General features: G+C 72.4%; 20 protein-coding genes. 12 read left to right on the top strand and 8 right to left on the bottom strand.

Translation table 11 applies throughout. From position 1 onward, the window contains the following. Positions 1-2 precede the first annotated feature (2 nt). Genes OIE67_RS33250 through OIE67_RS33240 form a run of 3 tightly spaced genes read left to right on the top strand, consistent with a single transcriptional unit; the run spans position 3 to position 2652 of the window. Entirely contained in the window at positions 3-989 is a 987-nt protein-coding gene (locus tag OIE67_RS33250) for a P1 family peptidase (RefSeq protein WP_245955640.1), read from the top strand. A gap of 5 nt (positions 990-994) precedes the next feature. Continuing rightward, positions 995-1591, top strand: coding sequence for an FMN-binding negative transcriptional regulator (locus OIE67_RS33245; protein ID WP_326627913.1), 597 nt, complete (start codon positions 995-997; stop codon positions 1589-1591). Next, a complete protein-coding gene (locus OIE67_RS33240; RefSeq protein ID WP_326627911.1) occupies positions 1588-2652 on the top strand; it encodes a C45 family peptidase in 1065 nt (354 codons plus the stop codon). The genes OIE67_RS33245 and OIE67_RS33240 overlap by 4 nt, the downstream gene beginning before the upstream one ends. 18 nt (positions 2653-2670) lie before the next feature. Here the strand turns inward: OIE67_RS33240 and OIE67_RS33235 are convergent, their stop codons facing one another. After that, a complete protein-coding gene (locus tag OIE67_RS33235; protein WP_326627909.1) occupies positions 2671-3834 on the bottom strand; it encodes an acyl-CoA dehydrogenase family protein in 1164 nt (387 codons plus the stop codon). Between the two features lie 64 nt (positions 3835-3898). On the opposite strand from OIE67_RS33235, the gene OIE67_RS33230 reads away from it, so the two are divergent. The 4 genes from OIE67_RS33230 to OIE67_RS33215 all read left to right on the top strand — a co-directional run bounded on the left by OIE67_RS33230 (position 3899) and on the right by OIE67_RS33215 (position 9510). Further along, positions 3899-5332: an aldehyde dehydrogenase family protein gene (locus OIE67_RS33230; protein ID WP_326627907.1), complete on the top strand. Its 1434-nt coding sequence runs from the start codon at positions 3899-3901 to the stop codon at positions 5330-5332. Further along, positions 5329-6582 carry a CaiB/BaiF CoA transferase family protein gene (locus tag OIE67_RS33225; protein ID WP_326627904.1) on the top strand — a complete coding sequence of 418 codons (1254 nt, stop codon included), beginning with the start codon at positions 5329-5331 and terminating at the stop codon, positions 6580-6582. Before OIE67_RS33230 ends, OIE67_RS33225 begins: the two co-directional genes overlap by 4 nt. Further along, complete coding sequence (locus OIE67_RS33220) at positions 6579-7241, top strand: GntR family transcriptional regulator (protein ID WP_326627902.1); 663 nt, start codon at positions 6579-6581, stop codon at positions 7239-7241. Before OIE67_RS33225 ends, OIE67_RS33220 begins: the two co-directional genes overlap by 4 nt. Before the next feature lie 169 nt (positions 7242-7410). Further along, positions 7411-9510, top strand: a complete 2100-nt coding sequence (locus OIE67_RS33215) for an endo-1,3-alpha-glucanase family glycosylhydrolase (RefSeq protein ID WP_326627900.1) — start codon at positions 7411-7413, stop codon at positions 9508-9510. 12 nt (positions 9511-9522) lie between these two features. Here the strand turns inward: OIE67_RS33215 and OIE67_RS33210 are convergent, their stop codons facing one another. From OIE67_RS33210 to OIE67_RS33195, 4 genes are all read right to left on the bottom strand, one after another. Then, a complete protein-coding gene (locus OIE67_RS33210) occupies positions 9523-10311 on the bottom strand; it encodes an alpha/beta hydrolase (protein WP_326627898.1) in 789 nt (262 codons plus the stop codon). Positions 10312-10440: 129 nt separating this feature from the next. Beyond that, a complete protein-coding gene (locus tag OIE67_RS33205) occupies positions 10441-11664 on the bottom strand; it encodes a metal-dependent hydrolase family protein (protein ID WP_326627896.1) in 1224 nt (407 codons plus the stop codon). Continuing rightward, positions 11661-12095: a GAF domain-containing protein gene (locus tag OIE67_RS33200; protein ID WP_326627893.1), complete on the bottom strand. Its 435-nt coding sequence runs from the start codon at positions 12093-12095 to the stop codon at positions 11661-11663. The genes OIE67_RS33205 and OIE67_RS33200 overlap by 4 nt, the downstream gene beginning before the upstream one ends. Beyond that, positions 12092-13468: an MFS transporter gene (locus OIE67_RS33195; RefSeq protein ID WP_326627892.1), complete on the bottom strand. Its 1377-nt coding sequence runs from the start codon at positions 13466-13468 to the stop codon at positions 12092-12094. Before OIE67_RS33195 ends, OIE67_RS33200 begins: the two co-directional genes overlap by 4 nt. A gap of 183 nt (positions 13469-13651) precedes the next feature. On the opposite strand from OIE67_RS33195, the gene OIE67_RS33190 reads away from it, so the two are divergent. Next, the gene (locus OIE67_RS33190) at positions 13652-14560 is read left to right on the top strand and encodes a MurR/RpiR family transcriptional regulator (RefSeq protein WP_245955642.1); all 909 of its coding nucleotides are present in this window, start codon (positions 13652-13654) and stop codon (positions 14558-14560) included. A gap of 226 nt (positions 14561-14786) precedes the next feature. Continuing rightward, a complete protein-coding gene (locus OIE67_RS33185) occupies positions 14787-15155 on the top strand; it encodes a hypothetical protein (RefSeq protein WP_326627887.1) in 369 nt (122 codons plus the stop codon). A gap of 194 nt (positions 15156-15349) precedes the next feature. Here OIE67_RS33185 and OIE67_RS33180 read toward each other — a convergent pair whose 3' ends face one another. The 3 genes from OIE67_RS33180 to OIE67_RS33170 all read right to left on the bottom strand — a co-directional run bounded on the left by OIE67_RS33180 (position 15350) and on the right by OIE67_RS33170 (position 17706). After that, positions 15350-15889: a hypothetical protein gene (locus OIE67_RS33180; RefSeq protein ID WP_326627885.1), complete on the bottom strand. Its 540-nt coding sequence runs from the start codon at positions 15887-15889 to the stop codon at positions 15350-15352. A gap of 144 nt (positions 15890-16033) precedes the next feature. Further along, positions 16034-16684, bottom strand: coding sequence for a response regulator (locus OIE67_RS33175; RefSeq protein ID WP_106235938.1), 651 nt, complete (start codon positions 16682-16684; stop codon positions 16034-16036). After that, complete coding sequence (locus OIE67_RS33170) at positions 16681-17706, bottom strand: sensor histidine kinase (RefSeq protein ID WP_326627880.1); 1026 nt, start codon at positions 17704-17706, stop codon at positions 16681-16683. Before OIE67_RS33170 ends, OIE67_RS33175 begins: the two co-directional genes overlap by 4 nt. A gap of 163 nt (positions 17707-17869) precedes the next feature. Here OIE67_RS33170 and OIE67_RS33165 point away from each other — a divergent pair, with 163 nt between their 5' ends. The 3 genes from OIE67_RS33165 (at position 17870) to OIE67_RS33155 (ending at position 20133) form a co-directional block, all read left to right on the top strand. After that, the gene (locus tag OIE67_RS33165; protein ID WP_106235941.1) at positions 17870-18154 is read left to right on the top strand and encodes a hypothetical protein; all 285 of its coding nucleotides are present in this window, start codon (positions 17870-17872) and stop codon (positions 18152-18154) included. Positions 18155-18198: 44 nt separating this feature from the next. Next, positions 18199-18657, top strand: a complete 459-nt coding sequence (locus OIE67_RS33160; RefSeq protein WP_106235943.1) for a CBS domain-containing protein — start codon at positions 18199-18201, stop codon at positions 18655-18657. Between the two features lie 189 nt (positions 18658-18846). Further along, positions 18847-20133: an ArsB/NhaD family transporter gene (locus tag OIE67_RS33155; protein ID WP_326627876.1), complete on the top strand. Its 1287-nt coding sequence runs from the start codon at positions 18847-18849 to the stop codon at positions 20131-20133. Positions 20134-20210: the final 77 nt, after the last annotated feature.

Raw genomic sequence — 20210 nt, 5'->3', positions numbered from 1 at the left:
CTGTGAGTGCGGACCCGCGCCCGGCGACCCCGTCGGAGTTCGCGCCGGGCGGGCCGCGCAACGCGGACCTGCCGCTGACCCCGCAGCCCAGCCCCGGGCGCGCCTCGGTCGCGTTCGACCTGCCCGGCGTGTTCGTCGGCACGGCCGAGTACGGCGAGGGCCCCACCGGCTGCACCGTCGTCCACCTGCCCGCGGGCGCCCGCACGGCCGTGGACGCGCGCGGCGGCGCGGTCGGCATGAGCGGCGGCTACGACTTCAACCACGCGATCTGCCTGGCGGGCGGCTCGGTGTACGGGCTGGCCGCGGCGGCGGGCGTCAGCGACGAGCTGCTGGCCCGCCGGGACAACCGCACCAAGTGGGACGAGCTGCAGCTGGTGTCCGGGGCGGTGATCTACGACTTCTCCTGCCGCGACACCGCCGTCTACCCGGACGCCGAGCTGGGCCGGGCCGCGCTGCGCAACGCGGTCGAGGGCGCGTTCCCGGTGGGCCGGTGCGGCGCGGGCCGCACGGCGAGCGCCGGCAAGGTGGACTTCGGCCGGGCCGAGTTCGCCGGTCAGGGGGCCGCGTTCGGCACGTTCGGCGAGGCCAAGGTGCTGGTGGCGACGGTGGTCAACTCGGTGGGCGCGGTGATCGACCGGCAGGGCCGGGTCGTGCGCGGCAACTACCACGCCGACCTCGGGGAGCGCCGCCACCCGAGCGCCGACTACGCCGCGGCGATCGGCGACGGCGCGCCGTCCGTCATGGGCAACACCACGCTGACCGTGATGATCACCAACGTCCGGCTGACGGACGTGGAGCTGCTCCAGGTGGGCCGCCAGGTGCACAGCTCGATGCACCGGGGCATCCAGCCGTTCCACACGCTGACGGACGGCGACACGATGTTCGCGATGACGACCGACGAGGTCGAGCTGACCGGCGTCAAGCCGACCGGCCTCGGCACGCTGGCCTCCGAGGTCGCCTGGGACGCGATCCTGAGCGCGGCGGAGTAGCCGGGATGTACACCTTTCCCCGCTACGCGGCCCAGGATCCGGCGCAGGTGGACCTGCTGGTCAGGGAGAACCCGTTCGCGCTGGTCGTGAGCGCGACGGACGGCGCGCCCGTGGCCACGCACGTACCGGTGATCCTGGAGGGCGACCACGTCGAGGGCGGCACGCTGCTCGGGCACCTGGCCCGCGCCAACCCGCACTGGCGCTCCTGGGAGTCTTCGCCGGAGGTGCTGGTGATCTTCCAGGGGCCGCACGGCTACGTCTCGCCCACCGTGTACGCCACCGACCCGGCCGTCCCGACCTGGGACTACGCGGCGGTGCACGTGACCGGCCGGCTGGAGCCGCTCGACGACGCTCTTGAGGTGGTGGAGCGCACGGTCGAAGCCCTGGAGTCGGGCCGCCGCCCGTCCTGGGAGGCGACCCCGGCCTCGCGGGAGAGGTTCCGCGCGTTGCTGCCGGGGGTAGTGGCCTTCCGGGTGCACGTGCGTACCGTGCAGAGCATGTTCAAGCTGAGCCAGGACATCGACGCCGAGCGGTACGCCCGCGTCCGCGACTCCTTCGCCGCGGAGAACCCGCGGCTCGCCGACTTGATGGACAGGTCATGACATTTCCCTGCTTTACGTCCAGCCAGACCGACCCCCGGGCCCGCGGCAAAGAACTGGGCACCCACCTGCGCAAGCGCATCGTCGCCAACCTCACCGGCTACGGCGAGCTGTTCGCGGTGGCCGGCGCCACCCCCGAGCAGGTGCGCGCGTGGGGCGAGCGGGCGCTCGACCGCAGCGCCGCCTGGGCGCCGTCGCTGGCGGACGAGATGGCCGGGATCGCGGCCGGCGCCGGGCTGGACCCCTGGCAGGTCGCCGTGGTCAACGCCCGCACCGAGATCCTGGCCGGCATCGACGCGGTCGGCCACGGCGAGTGCTCGACCTCCGTCGTGCTGCCGCAGGACGGCCCGCCGCGTACGGTGCAGACCTGGGACTGGCACGACCACCTGCGTGACGCGCCGATGTTGTGGGAGCTGGAGCCGCGGCCCGGCCACGTCGTGCGCACGTTCACCGAGGCAGGGGTGCTGGCCAAGATCGGCGTCAACACGGCGGGCCTCGGCGTGCACTTCAACATCCTGCGCCACGACGCCGACACCGCCGAGACCGGCGTGCCCGTCCACCTGATCGCCCGCCGCATCCTCGACGAGGCGGCCACCGTCGAGCAGGCCGCGGACATCGCCCGCTCGGCCCCGGTCTCCGCCTCCAGCGTCATCACGGCCGTGACCGCAGACGACGCGGCCTCGATCGAGATCTCACCGGCCGGGGTGGCCGTCATCCCGCCGGACCCCGACGGGGTCCTGCAGCACTGCAACCACTTCCTGGACGCGGACCTGGCGGCGGGGGAGCGGCACGCCACCGAGCGGCCCGGCACCTACGACCGGCTGCGGCACCTGCACGAGCACGTCGAGGAGCTCAGCGACCCCGACCTCAACGCGCGGGCGCTGGCCATGCTCGCGCACGCTCCCGGCGACGCGCCCGTCTGCGCCCACCCCGACCTGACCCAGCCGCTCAACCAGCGCTGGGAGACGCTCGCCACGATCGGCCTCGACCTGCCCGCCGGGCGGCTGCGGGTGCACCAGGGCGGGCCGTGCCAGGTCACCGAGGCGACCTGGCAGACCTTCTGAGCGCTCTGCTTGAAGGCTCTATTTGAACGCCGGGATGCCGGTGAGCGCCTTGCCGATGACCAGCGAGTGGATCTCCGAGGTCCCCTCGTAGGTCAGCACGGACTCCAGGTTCACCGAGTGCCTGATCACGGGGTATTCGAGGGTGATGCCGCTCGCTCCGAGCAGCGTGCGGCACTTCCTGGCGATCTCCAGGGCCTCGCGCACGTTGTTCAGCTTGCCCAGGCTCACCTGCTCGGGGGTGAGCGTGCCGGCCTCCTTCAACCGGCCGAGGTGCACCGCGAGCAGCAGGCCCTTGCCCAGCTCCAGCGCCATGTCCGCGAGCTTGTCCTGGGTCAGCTGGTACGACGACAGCGGCCGCGCGAACACCTCCCGCTGGGCGGTGTAGGCGAGGGTGGTCTCCAGGCAGTCCAGCGCCGCCCCCATCGCCCCGAACACGATCCCGAACCTGGCCTCGTTCAGGCAGCCGAGCGGCCCGGACAGGCCCCTGGCGCCGGGCAGCATCGCCGCGGCCGGCAGGCGTACCCCGTCGAGCACCAGCTCGCTGGTCACGCTCGCGCGCAGCGAGATCTTGTGCTTGACGTCGTTGACGGTGAACCCGGGAGTGCCCGCCGGGACCAGGAAGCCCCTGACGCCCTCGTCGGTGCGGGCCCAGACCACCGCCACGTCCGACACCGAGCCGTTGGTGATCCACAGTTTGGTGCCGTTCAGCACCCAGTCGCCGCCCTCGCGCTTGGCCGTGGTCCGCATGCCGCCGGGGTCGGAGCCGAAGTCGGGCTCGGTCAGGCCGAAGCAGCCGATGCGCTCGCCTGCCGCCATCGCGGGCAGCCACTCCTGCTTCTGCTCCTCGCTGCCGTACTTCCAGATCGCGTACATGGCCAGCGAGCCCTGCACCGAGACCAGGCTGCGCAGGCCGGAGTCGGCCGCCTCCAGCTCCAGGCAGGCCAGCCCGTACGAGACCGCGCCCATGCCGGCGCAGCCGTATCCGTCGAGGTGCATGCCGAGCACGCCGAGCGAGCCGAGCGTGCGGGCCAGCTCCCGCGCGGGCAGCTCTCCGGCCTCGAACCAGCCGGCGACGTGCGGGCGGATCTCCCGGTCGCACACGAGCCTGACCGTGTTCCTGATCTCGCGTTCCTCGTCGGTCAGCAGGGTGTCGAGGGCGAAGAGGGTGGTGGGTGCGATCATTCCCGCTCCGTATTTTGGATCCAATATTGAAAATCCAATATGGCACAGTTAGGGTGCGTTGACCATGGACGTTCTGAATCTCATCGGTGGCCGCTGGGTCGAGGGCGCGGGCGAGGAGTTCGCCGACACCAACCCGGCACGGCCCTCCGAGGTCGTGGCGCGCGGGCGGTTCGCGTCCGTGCCCGAGGTGGAGCGGGCCGTCGCGGCGGCCGGGCGGGCCGCGCCCGGCTGGGCGGCGACCCCGCACCATGCCCGCGCCGCCGTGCTCACCGCCGCCGCCGACCTCGTCGCGGGCCACGCCGGCGAGTGGGGCGCCGAGCTGGCCCGCGAGGAGGGCAAGACACTGCCCGAGGCGGTCGCGGAGGTCCAGGGCGCGGCCCGGATCATGCGGTACTACGCCGGCGAGGCCGACCGGGAGAGCGGCGAGATCTTCGCCTCTCCGCGCCCCGGCGAGAACGTGCTCGTCGTCCGCAAGCCGATCGGCGTGGCGGGGCTGATCACGCCGTTCAACTTCCCGATCGCCATCCCGGCCTGGAAGATCGCGCCCGCGCTCACGTACGGGAACGCCGTGGTGTGGAAGCCGTCCTCGCTGGTGCCGCTGCTCGCCTACCGGCTGGCCTGGGCGCTGACCTCCGCCGGGTTGCCCGACGGCGTGCTCAACCTCGTCTACGGCGAGGCCGACGCCGGCTCGGCCGTCGTGGGCCATCCGGGCGTGGACGCGGTGTCGTTCACCGGCTCCACCGCCGTCGGCCGGGCCGTCATCGCCCGCTGCGGCGAACTGGGCAAGCCGGTGCAGACCGAGATGGGCGGCAAGAACGCCTCCATCGTGCTCGCCGACGCCGACCTCGACCACGCCGCCGAGCAGGTCTGCCTCGGCGCCTTCCGCTCGACCGGGCAGAAGTGCACGGCCACCTCCCGGCTCATCGTGGCCGACCAGGTGGCGGACGACCTGCTGGAACGGGTCGCGGACCGGGCCGCGCGGCTCGTCGTCGGCGACCCGCTGGACAGCGGCGTCGAGATGGGCCCCCTGGTCAGCTCGGCCGCCCGCGAGCGCGTCACGGCCGGGGTCGCGCGGGCCGTGGGGGAGGGGGCCAAGCCGCTGGCGGGCGGCGCGCCGCTGGAGCGCGACGGCTGGTTCACGCCGCCTACCCTGCTGGACCTGCCGGGGACCGGGGTGGACTTCTGGCGGACCGAGCTGTTCGGGCCCGTGGTGGGCGCCGTACGGGCGGGCAGCGCGGAGGAGGCGCTCGGGCTGGCGAACCTCAGCGACCACGGGCTGTCGGCGGCGATCTTCACCCGGGACCTCGGGGCGGCGCTGCGCGCGGTCGACGGGCTGGAGGTGGGCGTGCTGCACGTCAACTCCGAGTCGGCGGGGACGTTCCCGCACGTGCCGTTCGGCGGGGCCAGGCAGAGCGGATTCGGGCCCAAGGAGCAGGGGCGGGCGGCCAGGGAGTTCTACACCAGGACGGTCACCGTCTACCTCGGGGCGCCGGCGTGAGCGGGGCGCTGTCCGGGCTGCTCGTGGCCGACTTCAGCCGGGTGCTGGCCGGGCCCTACGCGACCATGCTCCTGGCCGACCTGGGGGCCGAGGTGGTCAAGGTCGAGCGGCCCGGGGCCGGGGACGACACCCGGGCGTGGGGGCCGCCGTACGCGGAGGGGGAGGCGACGTACTTCCTCGGCGTCAACCGCAACAAGCGCTCGATCGCCCTGGACCTGCGCGCGGACGCCGAGGTCGCGCGGGCCCTGGCGGCGCGGGCCGACGTGCTGGTGGAGAACTTCAGGCCCGGCACGATGGAACGGCTCGGGCTCGGCTACGAGAGGCTGCGGGAGCTCAACCCGGGCCTGGTCTACTGCTCGATCACCGGGTTCGGGTCGGGGGCCGGGGCTGGTCTGCCCGGGTACGACCTGATCGCGCAGGCCGTCGGCGGGCTGATGAGCGTCACGGGCGAGCCCGGCGGGCCCGGCACCAAGGCGGGGGTGGCGCTGGTGGACGTGATCACCGGCCTGCACGCGGCCCTCGGCATCCTGGCCGCCCTCCGCCACCGCGACACCACCGGCCGGGGCGGCCGCGTCGGCGCGCCCGCCGCCGACCCGGGCCCTGCCGACGGCGCGTCCACCGCCGGTCAGGGCCTCTCCGACGGCGCGTCTGCCGCCGGTCAGGGCGTCTCCGGCGGCGAGCCTGGCGGCGGGGTCGGGCAGCGGGTCGAGGTGTCGTTGTTGTCGTCGTTGTTGTCGGCGCTCACCAACCACTCCTCCGCCTACGCCGCCGCCGGCGTCGTGCCGCGCGCGATGGGGAACCGGCATCCGAGCATCGTCCCGTACGAGGTGTTCCAGGCCGCCGACCGGCCGATCGTGATCGCGGCGGGGAACGACCGCCAGTACCGCGCCCTGTGCGCCGTCCTGGACCGGGACGACCTGGCCGGCGACCCCCGCTACGCCACCAACGCCGCCCGGGTGGCCGCCAGGGAGACGCTCGTACCCGCCCTCGACAAGGCCCTGGCCGGGCGGAGCGCCGACGAGTGGTTCGAGCGGCTGACCGCCGCCGGAGTGCCGTGCGGCCCGATCAACGACCTGGCCGCCGCCTTCGCCCTCGCCGCGGACCTCGGCCTGGAGCCCGCCGTCGACCTCGACGGTGTCGGCCAGGTCGCCAACCCGGTGCGGATGAGCGCCACCCCGCCCTCCTACCGCCGACCGCCGCCCGCGCTCGGGCAGGACGACGCGTGGGTTCGTGAGATATTGGGGCCGTGAGTCCGGACGAGGCACGACGCAGGCCGCCCACGGCCCAGCAGTTCGTGCTGGCCGAGCTGCGCCGCGCCATCACCACCGGCCGCCTGCGGCCCGGCGCCCCGATCAGGCAGGACGCGCTGGCCGAGGAGTTCCAGGTCAGCCGCGTCCCGCTGCGTGAGGCGCTCAAGACGCTGCAGGGCGAGGGGCTGGTCACCTACGAGGCGCACCGCGGCTACTCCGTCGAGACGCTCTCCCTCGACGACCTGCGCGAGGTCTACCGCATCAGGCAACTGCTGGAGGAGGAGGCCGTGCGCCGGGCCGTGGCCCGCCTCACCGACGCCGACCTGCGCCGGCTGGCGGAGGCGCAGGACGAGGTCGAGCGGGCCGCGACGGCGGGTGACGTGCTGGCCATGGCCACCGCCAACCGGGTCTTCCACATGACCCTGTTCGACTGCGCGGGGATGCCGCGGCTGGCCCGGATGATCCGCACGCTCTGGGACACGACCGACGCCTACCGGTCGATGTACTACGGCGACGCCGGCAACAGGGAGCGGGTGGTCAAGGAGCACCGCGCCACCCTCGACGCCCTGCGCCGCGGGTCCGCCGACGAGGCCGTGACCACGCTCAACGTGCACCGCGACCACGCGGTGGCCGAGCTGGAGCCGTACCTGAACGCCTGAGCGTGCGAGCTCGCCGCCGGCACTCCGCCGCTGCCGTGAGGGGTCTGTGACGCGGGCGGCGTCACCCCCGGGGTGTCTGACTCATCTCATTTCGAAAAGTCACTCGTTTTGTCGGCCGCGCCGCAGTAGCTTGTGATGATCTTCAAAATGGACCCCTACGAGGAGGGCAATGTTCCCCCAGCCACGACGGGTGGGCATCTTCACGCTGCTCACGCTGGTCGTGTCCGTCGGCACGACCGGCGCGACGGCGCCGTTATCCGCGGCCGCGCGCGAGGCCGCGTCCCCTCCTCCCGCGTCCGTCGCGGGACAGGCCACGGCTTCCCCGGCCTTCTCGGGAACGTCCCCCGCTCTCTCGGGAACGTCCCCCGCTCTCTCGGGAACGTCCCCTGCTTCCTCGGGAACGCCCACGAAGGTGGTCGTTCCCGCCCTGGACGACGTGTTCGTCAGCCAGGCGGAGCCGGCCAAGAGCTTCGGCGCCGCCACGTGGATGTCCGTCTGCGGCGCCACCTGCGGATCCTCTTCCGGCGGCCGGCGGGTCGCGCTCGCCAGGTTCAGGGTCTCCGGCATCCCGGCCGGCGCCGGGAACGTCACCGCCACCCTTGAGCTGACCCCCACCAGGACCGCCGCGACCACGCTGTCGGCGCGCGAGGTGTCCGGCGCCTGGACCGAGACAGCGACCACGTGGCGGACCCGCCCCGAGCTCGGGAAGGTGCTCGCGAAGCACACCGGCTTCACCGCCGGCCGGCCGGTCCGCCTCGACGTCTCCCCGGCGATCTCCCGCGACGGCGCCTACTCCTTCGCCCTCACACAGCCGGACGGCACGCCCACGGTGCTGTACTCCTCACGTCAGCGCGGCGACCGCGGCCCCAAGCTCACGGTCACCTACACCACCGGCGCCGCCCCCTGTGCCACGCTGCCCTTCGACAAACCCTCGGCCGCCGCGTTGCGCGCCTCGGCCAAGAAGGCGTTCGCGTTCTACTTCCCGCCCTTCCCCGTCTCGGTCGACAACAAGGACCCGGCGGACGACCAGTACGCCTCCTGGCTCGACCCGGCCGGCTCCAGCGGCCTCTACCGCAGCAGAGGCGGCTACCTGCGGGATCGGCCGCTGACCAGGTCCGTACGGCCCGAGGCCGGCTGGCGGCGGCTCGACTTCGAGCGCGAGGTGCGCCAGGCCATCGCGCAGGGGCTCGACGGGTTCATCTACCAGCACCACACCTCCAGCGACCAGCGCTGGAACCAGCTGCCCCAGCTCCTCGACGCCGCCAAGGCCGTGGACCCGCAGTTCAGGATCGTGCTCAGCCCCGGCTTCCCGGCCGCGGCCGGAGCCTCGTACACCAAGATGATCTCGGACCTCCTGCTGGTCAAGGGTCATCCATCGCTGTTCACGCTGCCCGACGGGAGCGTGCTGCTCGCGCCGTACACGATCGAGCGCCAGCCGCCCTCCTGGTGGCGGGCCGCCCAGGCGGCGCTGGCCGCCAGAGGCATGCGGACGTCGCTGATGTCGATCTTCAGCTACTGGGACGGCCGCGGCAGGACCGAGTGGGACGAACACGTCTACGGTCACTCCTCCTGGGGCGCCAACCGTCCCGGGGTGACCGGCGGTTTCGTCAAGGCGGCCAGGGCCGCGCACAAGCGCGGGCTGACGTACATGGCGCCGATCGGGTTCGAGGACACCAGGGTCAAGGACCTGCGCTACTGGGAGGCGCGCAACAGCAGCACGTTGCGCGGCTCGTGGCGGGCGGCGATCAAGGGGGACGCCGACTGGGTGCAGCTCGTCACCTGGAACGACTACGGCGCGTCGCACCAGGCGCCCTCGAAGGCGCGCGGCCACGCGCTCGCCGACGTCAACGCCTACTACACGACCTGGTTCAAGACCGGCGCGGCGCCGCGGATCGTCCGGGACGCGCTCTACTACTTCCACCGCGGCCACAAGGCCGGCGCGCCCTACGACAGGAGCAGGCAGACCGCCGGCGGGTTCACCATCGCGGCCGGTCCGGGGCCGGTGGACCAGGTGGAGCTGCTGGCGTTCGTGAAGGGGCCGGGCAAGCTGGTGATCACGCAGGGCTCGGACGTGCGGAGCAAGCGGGTGCGGGCGGCCGGGGTCGTGTCGTTCAAGGTGCCGATGGTGCCGGGGACGACGCCGGTCTTCGAGCTGCGGCGGGGCGGCGACACCGTCCAGACGCTGCGCAGCTCGACGCCCATCAGGGCCGGCGTCACCTACCAGGACATGATCTACCACGCGGGCGGCGGCACCGCCTGCTCCGCCTGACCCGGCAGGCGCTCACCGCACGCGCTCGGCCAGATCGGTCACCGCGTTCACGAGGCCGGGGCCGTTCAGCATGACCAGGTCGTTGTGCCCGGCCCCCGCCACCTCCACGGTCGTCGCGTCCGCCGCCTCGGCCACCGCCCGGCTCAGGCGCGGGGGGACGATCGTGTCGCGGGTGCCGTACACGACGACGACCGGGGCGCGGACCCGGGCGATGTCCCGCGCTACGGGGAAGTGGTCGCGCAGCAGGGCGCGTACCGGGAGGAACGGGTAGTTGACCTGGCCGGCGGCGGCCAGGTCGGTGAACGGCGAGCGCAGCACCAGCCCGTCCGGCGGCCGCTCCAGCGCGAGCCTGGTCGCGACCGCCGCGCCCAGGCTCTCGCCGAAGTAGATCACCCGCGAGGTGCGGACGAGGTCGCGCGCGGCCAGCGCGTCGAGGAACAGGCCCTCCTCGGTCGGGCTGCCCGGGTTGCCACCGTAGCCGCGGTAGTCCATCAGCAGGACCGGCAGCCCGTACGCGGCCAGCGCCCTGGCCAGGGGCGCGCGGTGCAGCCGGTTGCCCGCGTTGCCGCCGGTGACCAGCACGGTCACGTCGCGGTCGCCGGGCACGTGCCAGGCGGCGAGCCTGAGCCCGTCGCGGGTGGTGAACGAGACGTCGCGCGCCCCCGGGATCACCTCGGCGGCCGGCGGCACCGAGCCCCGGTCGGGCAGGTAGATGAGCCGCCGCTGGAACACCCACAGCAGGCCGAGCAGCAGGAGCAGCACGACCACGACCACCAGGGCGGTGCGCGTCAGCGTAGTCACGACGACCACGGTACGCACACCGCCCGCAACCCGGCCGCGATGATCACCTACGGAAGCACGCGGCCGGCGGTGATCATGTCCGAGGAGGTGCGGCGGCGGGGAGTCGCAGCCGGGAAGGAGCGGCGGCGGTCACGAGTTCGCCGAGGAGACGACCGCGCCTGCCTGGACGACGTGGCGCAGGTGCTTGGCCGGGTCGGCGAGGACGCCGATGTCCCCCAGCGGGTCACCGTCGAGCACGAGCAGGTCGGCGTGCGCTCCCACGGCCAGCGTGCCGAGCTCGCCCGCCCGCCCGGCCAGCGCCGCCGCGCCGATGGTGGCCGAGCGCAGCACGTCGATCGGCCGCTGCACCTCGGCCCGCAGCCGGAACTCGTGGTTCTGGTGCCGGTGCATGCCGCCGAGCAGGTCCGTCCCGTACGCCAGCCGCACGCCCCCGCGCGCCGCCCGTTCCAGCGCGACGATGCCCGCGTCCAGCACGTCGTCCACCTTGCGCCAGCTGCTCTCGGACAGCCCGAACTCGCGCCCTTCCTGCTTGAGCGCCCAGTACGTCACCAGCGTCGGCACCAGGTAGGCGTCGTGCCGCAGGAACAGCTCGACGCTGGCGTCGTCGATCAGGTTGCCGTGCTCGATCGAGCGCACCCCGGCGTCGAGGGCCCGGTTGACGGCGCGGGCGGTGTAGGCGTGGGCGGCGACGTACCGGTTGGCGGCCTCGGCCTCCTCGACGGCGGCGCGCAGCTCGTCCACCGAGAACTGGGTCGAGTCGATCCGGTCGGTCGGCGAGGCGACGCCGCCTGAGGCCATCACCTTGATGTGGTCCGCGCCCTTGCGCAGCTCGTCGCGGGCGGCGGCGCGCACCGCGTCGGCCCCGTCGACCACCCGCCCGACGCCCGCGCAGCACGGGTGGTCGTCGTTCAGGTGCTCGCCCCTGCCGCGGAGGTCGGCGTGGCCGCCGGTCTGGCTCAGCCCCTTGCCGCAGAACAGCAGCCGCGGACCCCGGATCAGGCCCTCCGCCTGGGCGTCGGCGAGCCCGAAGTCGGCGCCCGAGCAGTCGCGGACCGTGGTGAAGCCGCGATCGAGCATGCCGCCCATGATGCGGGCGCTGTGCGCGGCGACGTACGCGGGCGACATGGAGCCGAGCCTGCCCAGGTCCGCGGTCGAGGCGGTGACGTGCACGTGCGCGTCGATCAGGCCGGGCACGACGTGGGCGCCGGCCAGGTCGATCACCCGGGTGCCGTCGGGGGCGCGCAGCCCTCGTCCGGTCTCGGCGACGCGGCCGTCGGCGCAGCGCAGGTCGCCTTCGGCGTACTCGCCGGTCGTCACGTCGAGCAGGAGCGCGTTACGCAGCAGCAGGCTCATGCGGCACCTCCGGACAGCGCGGGAGCGGCCTTCGCGGCGATGGCCTGGGCGGCGGCCACGGAGTCGTCGTCGTAGCTGCCCTCGGCGTCGAGGATGTTGAGCACCCCGAGCACGCCGCCGTCCGTCCCGATCACGGGCACGTTGACGATCGAACCGCAGCCGAGGCTCTCGATCAGCTCGTGGTCGGCGAAGATCTCCCGCACGGCCGCCCGGTCGCGGCCGAAGTACGGCTCCTGCCGCTCGATGCAGGTGGCCAGCCAGCCCTGGGCGACCTCGACGGTCTTCTCGCCGCCCACCGGGTACTCCACGGGGTGGCTGCTGTGCACGCGGCGCAGCGCCCGCCGTTCCGGCACCCAGGCCAGCACGGTGAACAGCCGCACGCCCACCTCCCTGCGCACCGTCTCTTCCAGCTCGTTCAGGTCGTCGATCACTTGGTCGCCTCCTCGGCGGTGGATTCGGTCAGCTCTTCCAGTGAACGCCCGGCCGTGGCCAGCCCGAACACGACCACACACACCACCCCGGCCACCAGCACGGCCGTGGTCAGCCCGAACACGCCGGCGAAGCCGAGGCTGGCGGCCGACAGTCCGATGATCGTCGGCGCCAGGATGCTGCCGACCCGCCCGAACGCGCTGGACAGGCCGGAGCCGGTCGCCCGGATCCAGGTCGGGAAGACCTCGGGGGTGTAGGAGTAGACGCCGGCGTACGTGCCGTTCAGGAAGAACGACAGCACCGCGCCCGCGATCGTGATGGTGACGGGCGAGTCCATCTGCGACAGCCAGAACGCGCTGACCGCCGAACCGCCGAGGTAGATCGCGATGGTGTTCTTGCGGTCCAGTCGCTCGGAAAGCCACGCGGCGGAGAAGTAGCCGGGGATCTGGGCCAGATAGATGATGATCGAGAACTCGAAGCTCTTGGTCACGGTGATGCCGCGCTGCACGAGCAGGGTGGGGATCCAGGAGAAGAACCCGTAGTACGAGAACGTGATCACGAACCACACCAGCCAGATCACCGCCGTGCGCCTGGCCATGGCGGGGCTCCACAGGAACTTCAGCGCGTTGAGCAGGTTCACCTTCGGCGTGTGCGTCACGGGGGCGACGGCGGCCTCGGGCACCGGTGGCAGCGGCGCGCCGGTGGCTCGTTCGACGCGGCGCTCCAGGTCGGCCACCACCGCCTCGGCCTCGTCCGTACGGCCCTGCTGGAGCAGGAAGCGCGGTGACTCCGGCAGCGAGCGGCGCCACCACAGCAGCATGACGATCGGCAGCGCGGTGACCACCTGCGCGATCCGCCAGCCGTCGTCGAACGTCGGCACCACGAACCGCCCGATCAGCGCCGCCATCACGAACCCGAACGAGAAGAACCCGGCCAGCGCGCCGATGAACCAGCCGCGCCGGTTGGCGGGCACGAACTCGGACAGGAACGGCGCGATGATCGCGCTCTCCGCCCCCGCGCCCGCTCCGGCCAGCACGCGGGCACCGAGGAAGATCTCGTAGTTCGGGGCGAACGCGGCCACGACGGAGAAGACGGCGTAGAAGGCGAGCGCGTACATCATCACCTTCTTGCGGCCGATGCGGTCGCCGAGCAGGCCCGCCACGGTCGCGCCGAACAGGAACCCGAACGGCGTCGCCGAGCCGATGATGCCGAGCTGGCCGTTGGAGAGGTCCCAGGCCTCCTGGGCGCTCGGCAGCAGGAACGCGACGACGGCGGAGTCCATGCCGTCGAAGGTGTAGCCGAGGCCGCCGATCAGGAGGAGGAGATAGTGCGGACGGCTCAGGGGGAGCCTGTCCAGCCGGGCCAACAAGGTCATCTGACACACCTTTCCCCAGGTCCTGGCCCTGTAGGTCGAATTCGAAGCAACATATAGTGCGGATAGCTAAAATTGCAATGTTCTTTGCAAGTTAGGGTGGTGACGACCGCGTAGCATGTTCCCGGCCGCGGGACCCGCTCACGCTCGGATCCCGGGCCCGGGGGGAAGAGCGGAAGGGGACAGGTGACAGAGGGCGCGGTCGTGCCGGAAGAGCTGGGGAGCGCGGACAGTTACGAGGACTGGCTGCGTGAGCGGCTGCCGGTGCGCGGGCTGCGCGGCAAGGCGGCCGCCGTGCTCGAAGTCCTGCTGTCGCAGCCGCGCCGCGCCTCGTTCGGCTCGGCGCAGGAGCTGGCCCAGCTCGCCGGCGTCAACGTCGCCACCGTCACCCGCACCGCGCAGGCGCTCGGCTTCGCCGGCTGGCCGGCGCTCCAGCAGGAGCTGCGCGCCCGCTACCTGTCCTCGCTCAGCGCCGGCCAGGTGGCCGCCGAGCATCGGGGCACCGGCTCGCCCAGCTCCCGGTCGCTGCGCCGCGACCTCGACAGCCTGGCCGTGCTCAACCGGCGCCTCGACGAGAGCGTGCTGCTCACGATCGCCGAGGCGATGGCGGCGGCGCGGCACACCGTGATCGTGGCCGACGGCAGCTACGCCGCCGTCGGGCTGGCGCTCGCGCACAACGCCCGGCTGGCCGGCTATCCGGTACGCGCGGTGACGGCGGGGGACGCGGAGCTGGCCAACGCGATGGCGGCGATCGGTGAGGGCGACGTCCTGATCGCGATCAGCTTCTGGCGCCTGTACCAGAGCACGGTGCTGGCCGCCAACGAGGCCCGTTCGCGCGGGGTGCGGGTGTTCGCGCTGACCGACGCGGCCAGCCCGGCCCTGGCCAGCGCGGCGGAGCAGGTGGTGATCGTGCCGGCGGAGGGCGAGGCGTTCTTCCCCTCGCTCACGGCCGGCATCGCCGTCGCGCAGGCCCTGGTCACCCAGCTGGCCGCGGTGGATCCGGCGCGTACGGGAGCCTCGATCGAGGCGGCGGAGGCCATGTGGGCCAAGTTCGGCCTGCTCCACCGCCGCCCCACCGCCGGCGACCCCTCCTGACCCACCCGGACGACCCTGTGCGACCTTTCGGCCGGCCGGCGGGCGCCTGCCCGCCGAGCCGCGTGGCGTCATCGGCCCCGCCTCGGGCGTATTCCCGCCGTATTCCAGGCTGCTTCCGGCGCGTGCGACGATCCCGCCAGTGACCTGGGTCAGGGGATCGCTGCTGCCGGAGTACCTGTCTCCGGCGTTGCGGAGGAGCGATCTCCGTCCGGGAGAAGGAGGCACGATGAAATATCTCAGGACAGCCATCGTCGGCGCCGCTGTCGCGGCGGCGAGCGTCATTCTGGCCCAACCGGCCCTGGCGGCGAGCTTCCAGCGCGACGTCGGCGACGGGATCGTCCGTTACGACGACACCACCAACGAGCTGTGCGTCCGCGCCGACAACACCACCGGGACGGCCTGGGTGGAGGTCACCCTCACCCGGCCGGGGATGGTCGGCACGCCCATCGTCATCAGGGACGACAACGTCAAGCACCCGGACGCCACCTGCAAGCAGGTCTCCGCCTTCGACAACGTCACCTACCGGGCCGCCTACGAGAGCTTCTGGAGCGGCCGGGGCACCATCCTGCGCGGAGCGTTCCAGTTCACGACCTGAGGCTTCGGCCAGAACCCCGCACCATCACTCGTGCAGGGTTCTTGATGAACAAGCTGATGAGGGCCGCCCTCGTGGCGACGGTGGCCGTGGGCTCCGTGCTCGTCGGGGCGATGCCGGCTGACCGGCTGACTTCCTGACGCCGCGTTGATCGGCGGGCCGCCGGCGCCTCTCCGGCGGCCCGCCGACCTACCGTGTCACAGCCAGCTGGCCCGCACGCTGGTGCCCGAGCCGTCGCCCTCGGGGAGCCCCGCCTGCCCGGCGCGGACGGAGTCGAGCAGGCGCGCGACCGTCTCGACGATCTCCGGCGTCCGCTCGCGCAGGCCCGTCACGTCGGCGGGGCTCACCTCGTCCGCCCCGACCCCGGCCTGATCCAGCACCGCCTCCAGGTCGGCCAGCCGCTCGCCGAGCCACTTGAGCGGCTCCTGCGACAACTGCCGGTCGAACACCCGCCGCCCCGGCTCCCAGCCGTCCACCCCCGGGTGATGGTGGGTGCGGTCGAAGCTTCCCGGCGTCCCCGAGACCGACTCCAGCAGGTCGACCCGCCAGATCGGGCGGTCCACGGTGATCGGCCTGGCCGAGTAGATGGAGCCCTTCAGCTCGCCCTGGTCGAGCCGGCGCAGCTCCAGCCGCACCCCGCGTTCGGCCCCCTCCTGCCCGGCCAGCGGGTCGGGGTCGACGAAGTAGATGTCGCTCACGGCCACGCCGATCCGATCGAAGCCGAAGAGGTAGAGCACGGGAGACCACATCCTTCGCGAGGGTTAGTGCACGCCTTGTTCAACGTAACACCGCCGTCCGACGCCGGATCAAGGCCCCTCGACCGGCATCGACGCCGCCGGATCGCCGGATCGAGGTCCCGGCGTCCGTCCGGCGGGGAAGCGTCAGGGTTCGACGAGGCCGGCGCGGATGGCGTAGCGGGTCAGGTCCAGGCGGTCGCGCATGCCGAGCTTGGCGAGGATGTTGGCCCGGTGCCGGTCGACCGTCTTCACGCTGATCACCAGCGTCTCGGCGATCTCCTTGGCCGAGTTGCCCTCCGCGATCAGCTTGACGATCTCCTCCTCGCGCGGCGTCAGGATGCTCTCGGGCATGCGGTCGCCCTCCCGGTTCCGCTGCAGGTAGTCGCGGATCAGCGCGGTCACCGCGCCCGGGTAGAGGAACGGCTCCCCGCGCATCGCGGCCCGGCACGCCTCCAGCAGGTCCTGGTCGGCGACCGACTTGAGCACGTAGCCGGAGGCGCCGACCTTGAGCGACTCGAAGAAGTACTGCTCGTTGTCGTACATGGACAGGATCAGGATGCGCACGCCGGGCGCCCGGCGGGAGATCTCCCTGGCGGCCTGGAGACCCGTCATGCGCGGCATCGCGATGTCGAGGATGGCCAGGTCCACCGTCTCCTCGGAGGCCGCGGCGACGGCCTCGGCGCCGTCGGCGGCCTCGGCGACCACCTCCAGGTCGGGCTCGGCGTCGAGGATGAGCCGCAGCCCCTGGCGGACGAGCGCGTGGTCGTCGGCCAGCAGGATCCGGGTCTTGTTCACGAGAGTGTGCTCCGATCCGAGGGGTCCGGGATGACCAGGCGCACATGGGTGCCCTCGCCTGGCGGGGAGTCGACGCTCAGCCGGGCGCCGATGAGCAGGGCGCGTTCGCGCATGCCCCGGATCCCGGCGCCGTCCTCGCCCGCGCCGCCCCGGCCGTTGTCGGAGATGCGCAGGACCAGGCGGCCGTCCTCGGTCGTGAGCGACAGCTCGGCGCGGGTGGCGCGGGCGTGCCTGGCGATGTTGGTCAGGCTCTCCTGCGCGATCCGGTAGAGGACCAGCTCGACGTCCGCGCCCAGCGCCGGATGGTCCGGTTCGACGGCGCGGGTGACCGGGATGCCGCCCATCCGGGAGAGGTCGGTGGCCAGCGCGCTGAGCGCGGCGTGCAGCCCGAGGTCCTCCAGTACGCCGGGGCGCAGGCGGCGGGCGACCTGGCGGACCTCGTCGAGGCTGGCGCGTACGGTCTCCTGGACGCCGTGCAGCTCCTCGCACAGGTCGGCGGGCGCCCGGTCGACCACCCGCTTCAGGGCGAGGAGCACCACGGTCAGGCTCTGGCCGATCTCGTCGTGCAGCTCGCGGGCGATGCGCTGGCGTTCGCCCTCCTGCGCGGCCAGCGCGTGCGCGCTGCTCGCGCTGCGCTCGGCCTCCAGCCGGTCCAGCATCGCGTTGAACGTGTCGATGAGATGGGTGAGGTCGCTGTTGCCGCTGTCGGCCAGCCGGTCGCCGGTGCGCAGCAGGTCCACCCGCTGCATGAGCGTGGTCAGCGCGTCCAGCGGGGCCAGGCTGCGGCGCAGCAGCAGCGCGTTGGCGAAGAGCATCACCGCCAGCCCCACCAGCAGCACCGGTACCTCGGCCAGCAGCACCGGGGAGGATACGGTGGCGGGAGACAGCGCCAGCACGAGCGTGCCGGCGGCGAAGACCAGCCCGTTGATCAGCACCAGCCGGCGGAACAACGCCTGAGCCGGTGGCCGCGGCGCTCCCTGGCCGCTCGCGTCAACCGGCCGCCCCCCTGCGCGGTCGTTCATACCACCAGCCTCTTCGTTGTCGGACCCGGTTGTCCATCCGGTCTGGCCCTCATCCGGCGAGTCGTCCTACATGTTGTATCCCTGCCCAGATGGGTGTCATGCCCAATAGTGCGGGAGTGCGTTCGCCGGAAGACTGGGGGAGAGCCGGATGGGAGGAAGCGACATGGACGTCACTCGCACGACCGTGCCGGGCAGCGGCCCGGGGAGAGACATCGTGCATCACCTCGTCACCCGCGCGGGCCAGCGCTTCGGTCTGCTCGTGGAGAGCGGCGGGCGGCGGCGGTTCCTCGTCTACGACTCCGCCGACGCCGACGTGCCGGCGCAGACCATCGTCCTCGACCAGGACGAAGCCGATCAGGTCGCCGACCTGTTGCACAGCAGGCCCGTACCCGACCGGCTGGCCGACCTGGAACGCCGCGTCGCCCGGTTGGCCGGAGCGGCGCCATGACGTCGCCGGGGACACCCGGTCGACTCGTCGAACGGGATGATGTCATGCATGCCAGCAATATCGCCGTGAACCTGCCCACGGTGACCGTCCACGACCCCGTCACCAAAGCCGTGCGGATCATGGCACTGGGCCGGATGCCCGGCCTGATCGTCGTGGACGGCCGGGGGCGCCCGTCCTGCGTGCTCCCGGGGACGCAGGTGCTGCGCCTGGCCGTGCCGGGGGCCTACCAGGAGGACCCGGCGCTCTGCCGGACGATCGACGAGGCGCACGCCGACCTGTTCTGGGGTGAGCTGGGCGACCTGACGGTGGGCGACTGCCTGCCGCAGCGGCCCGCCACGCCCGCGACGGTACGGCTCGACGCGACCCTCCTGGAGGTGGCGGCCCTGATGGCCCGCCTGCGCAGCCCGATCGTCGCGGTCGTCGGCCCCGATGGCGTCCTCGCCGGGGCGATCACCCTGGAGCGGCTGCTGACCACCCTGGTCCTGTCCGGCTCGGACGACTGACCCCTTTTCCCTGACCGGGCGCGCGCCTTCGGCCGCGCCCGGGTCGCCGCATGTTCACCGTTCGGAGGCCCTTGCCATGTGCTCGCCGTACTCGCCGTACCGTCTGTCCCGTGCCCTGCCGTCATGTCCTGACCGTCACCTCTGTCCCGCCGGGCGCACCGTGCAGGCCGGACCGCCGGGACAGGACGGATGAGCGCCTTCGTCGCACTGGCGATCTTCCTGGTGGCCTTCTTCTTCATCGCCACCGAGAAGGCCGACAAGGTCAAAGTCGTACTCATCGCCGCCGGGCTGATGGCCGTAACGGGCCTCATCCCCGGCGCCGAGGTGTTCTTCTCCGAGCACGAGGGCATCGACTGGAACGTCATCTTCCTGCTCTTCGGCATGATGGTCATCGTCGGCATCATCAAGCAGACGGGGATCTTCGACTATCTCGCCATCTGGGCGGCCAAGCGGTCGAAAGGGCGGCCGTACCGGCTGATGGTCATGCTGATGGCGATCACCGCCGTCGCCTCGCCCTTCCTCGACAACGTCACCACCATCATGCTGGTCGCGCCGGTCACCATCGTGGTGTGCAACCGGCTGCGGATCGCGGCGCAGCCGTACCTGATCGCGGAGGTGCTGGCGTCCAACATCGGCGGCGCGGCCACGCTCATCGGTGACCCGCCGAACATCATCATCGGCAGCCGCGCCGGGCTGACCTTCAACGACTTCCTCGTGCACATGGCCCCGATCGTGGTGGTCATCTTCGCCGTGTTCGTGCTGCTTTCGCGCTGGCTGTTCCGCAACTCGTTCCAGTACAACGCCGAGCACGTGGCCGAGGTGATGGCGCTGCAGGAGCGGCGGGCGATCACCGACCCGCGGCTGCTGGTGCGCTGCCTGGTGGTGCTGGGCGCGGTCGTGGCCGGGTTCGGGCTGCACGCGGTGGTGCACATCGAGCCGTCGATCGTGGCGCTGGTGGGCGCCGGGGTGATGCTGCTGGTCTCCCGCGCCAGCGTGTCCGACGTGCTGGACGAGGTCGAGTGGCCCACGCTGGTCTTCTTCATGGGGCTGTTCGTCATGGTCGGGGGCCTCGTGCACACCGGCCTGATCGCCTCGATCGGCACGTGGGCGGTGGAGACGCTGGGGGACAACTACTTCGTCGCCGCGACGGCGCTGCTGTTCGGCTCCAGCGCGCTGGGCGCCTTCTTCGACAACATCCCGTACGTCGCCACGACCGCCCCCATCGTCGAGGGCGTGGTCGCCGCGGCCCCCGACCCGCAGATCGGCCAGGCGCTGTGGTGGGCCTTCGCCCTGGGCGCCGACTTCGGCGGGAACGGCACCGCGGTCGCGGCCAGCGCCAACGTGGTGGCCATCGGGATCGCCGCGCGCAACGGGCACAAGATCTCCTTCTGGCAGTTCACCAGGTACGGCATCGTGGTCACGATCCTGAGCACGCTGATGGCCTGGCTATATGTCTGGATGCGTTACTTCACCTGAACGCCGTCCGGCTGAGCCTGCACACCTGAGCCGGCACACCTGAGCCAGCCCCTGGGTGCGGGCCAGGGTGAAATCAG

The organism is Nonomuraea fuscirosea, assembly GCF_035917475.1.
In the GTDB taxonomy this organism is placed as follows: Bacteria; Actinomycetota; Actinomycetes; order Streptosporangiales; family Streptosporangiaceae; genus Nonomuraea; species Nonomuraea fuscirosea.
This window is presented reverse-complemented; position numbering and strand designations above follow the sequence as displayed.

Coding starts and splice junctions, on each gene's coding strand:
- OIE67_RS33165 (WP_106235941.1), top strand. CDS start 17,870: ATGGACGTCACTCGCACGACCGTGCCGGGCAGCGGCCCGGGGAGAGAC.
- OIE67_RS33235 (WP_326627909.1), bottom strand. CDS start 3,834: ATGATCGCACCCACCACCCTCTTCGCCCTCGACACCCTGCTGACCGAC.
- OIE67_RS33170 (WP_326627880.1), bottom strand. CDS start 17,706: ATGAACGACCGCGCAGGGGGGCGGCCGGTTGACGCGAGCGGCCAGGGA.
- OIE67_RS33215 (WP_326627900.1), top strand. CDS start 7,411: ATGTTCCCCCAGCCACGACGGGTGGGCATCTTCACGCTGCTCACGCTG.
- OIE67_RS33155 (WP_326627876.1), top strand. CDS start 18,847: ATGAGCGCCTTCGTCGCACTGGCGATCTTCCTGGTGGCCTTCTTCTTC.
- OIE67_RS33230 (WP_326627907.1), top strand. CDS start 3,899: ATGGACGTTCTGAATCTCATCGGTGGCCGCTGGGTCGAGGGCGCGGGC.
- OIE67_RS33160 (WP_106235943.1), top strand. CDS start 18,199: ATGCATGCCAGCAATATCGCCGTGAACCTGCCCACGGTGACCGTCCAC.
- OIE67_RS33240 (WP_326627911.1), top strand. CDS start 1,588: ATGACATTTCCCTGCTTTACGTCCAGCCAGACCGACCCCCGGGCCCGC.
- OIE67_RS33185 (WP_326627887.1), top strand. CDS start 14,787: ATGAAATATCTCAGGACAGCCATCGTCGGCGCCGCTGTCGCGGCGGCG.
- OIE67_RS33195 (WP_326627892.1), bottom strand. CDS start 13,468: ATGACCTTGTTGGCCCGGCTGGACAGGCTCCCCCTGAGCCGTCCGCAC.
- OIE67_RS33245 (WP_326627913.1), top strand. CDS start 995: ATGTACACCTTTCCCCGCTACGCGGCCCAGGATCCGGCGCAGGTGGAC.
- OIE67_RS33205 (WP_326627896.1), bottom strand. CDS start 11,664: ATGAGCCTGCTGCTGCGTAACGCGCTCCTGCTCGACGTGACGACCGGC.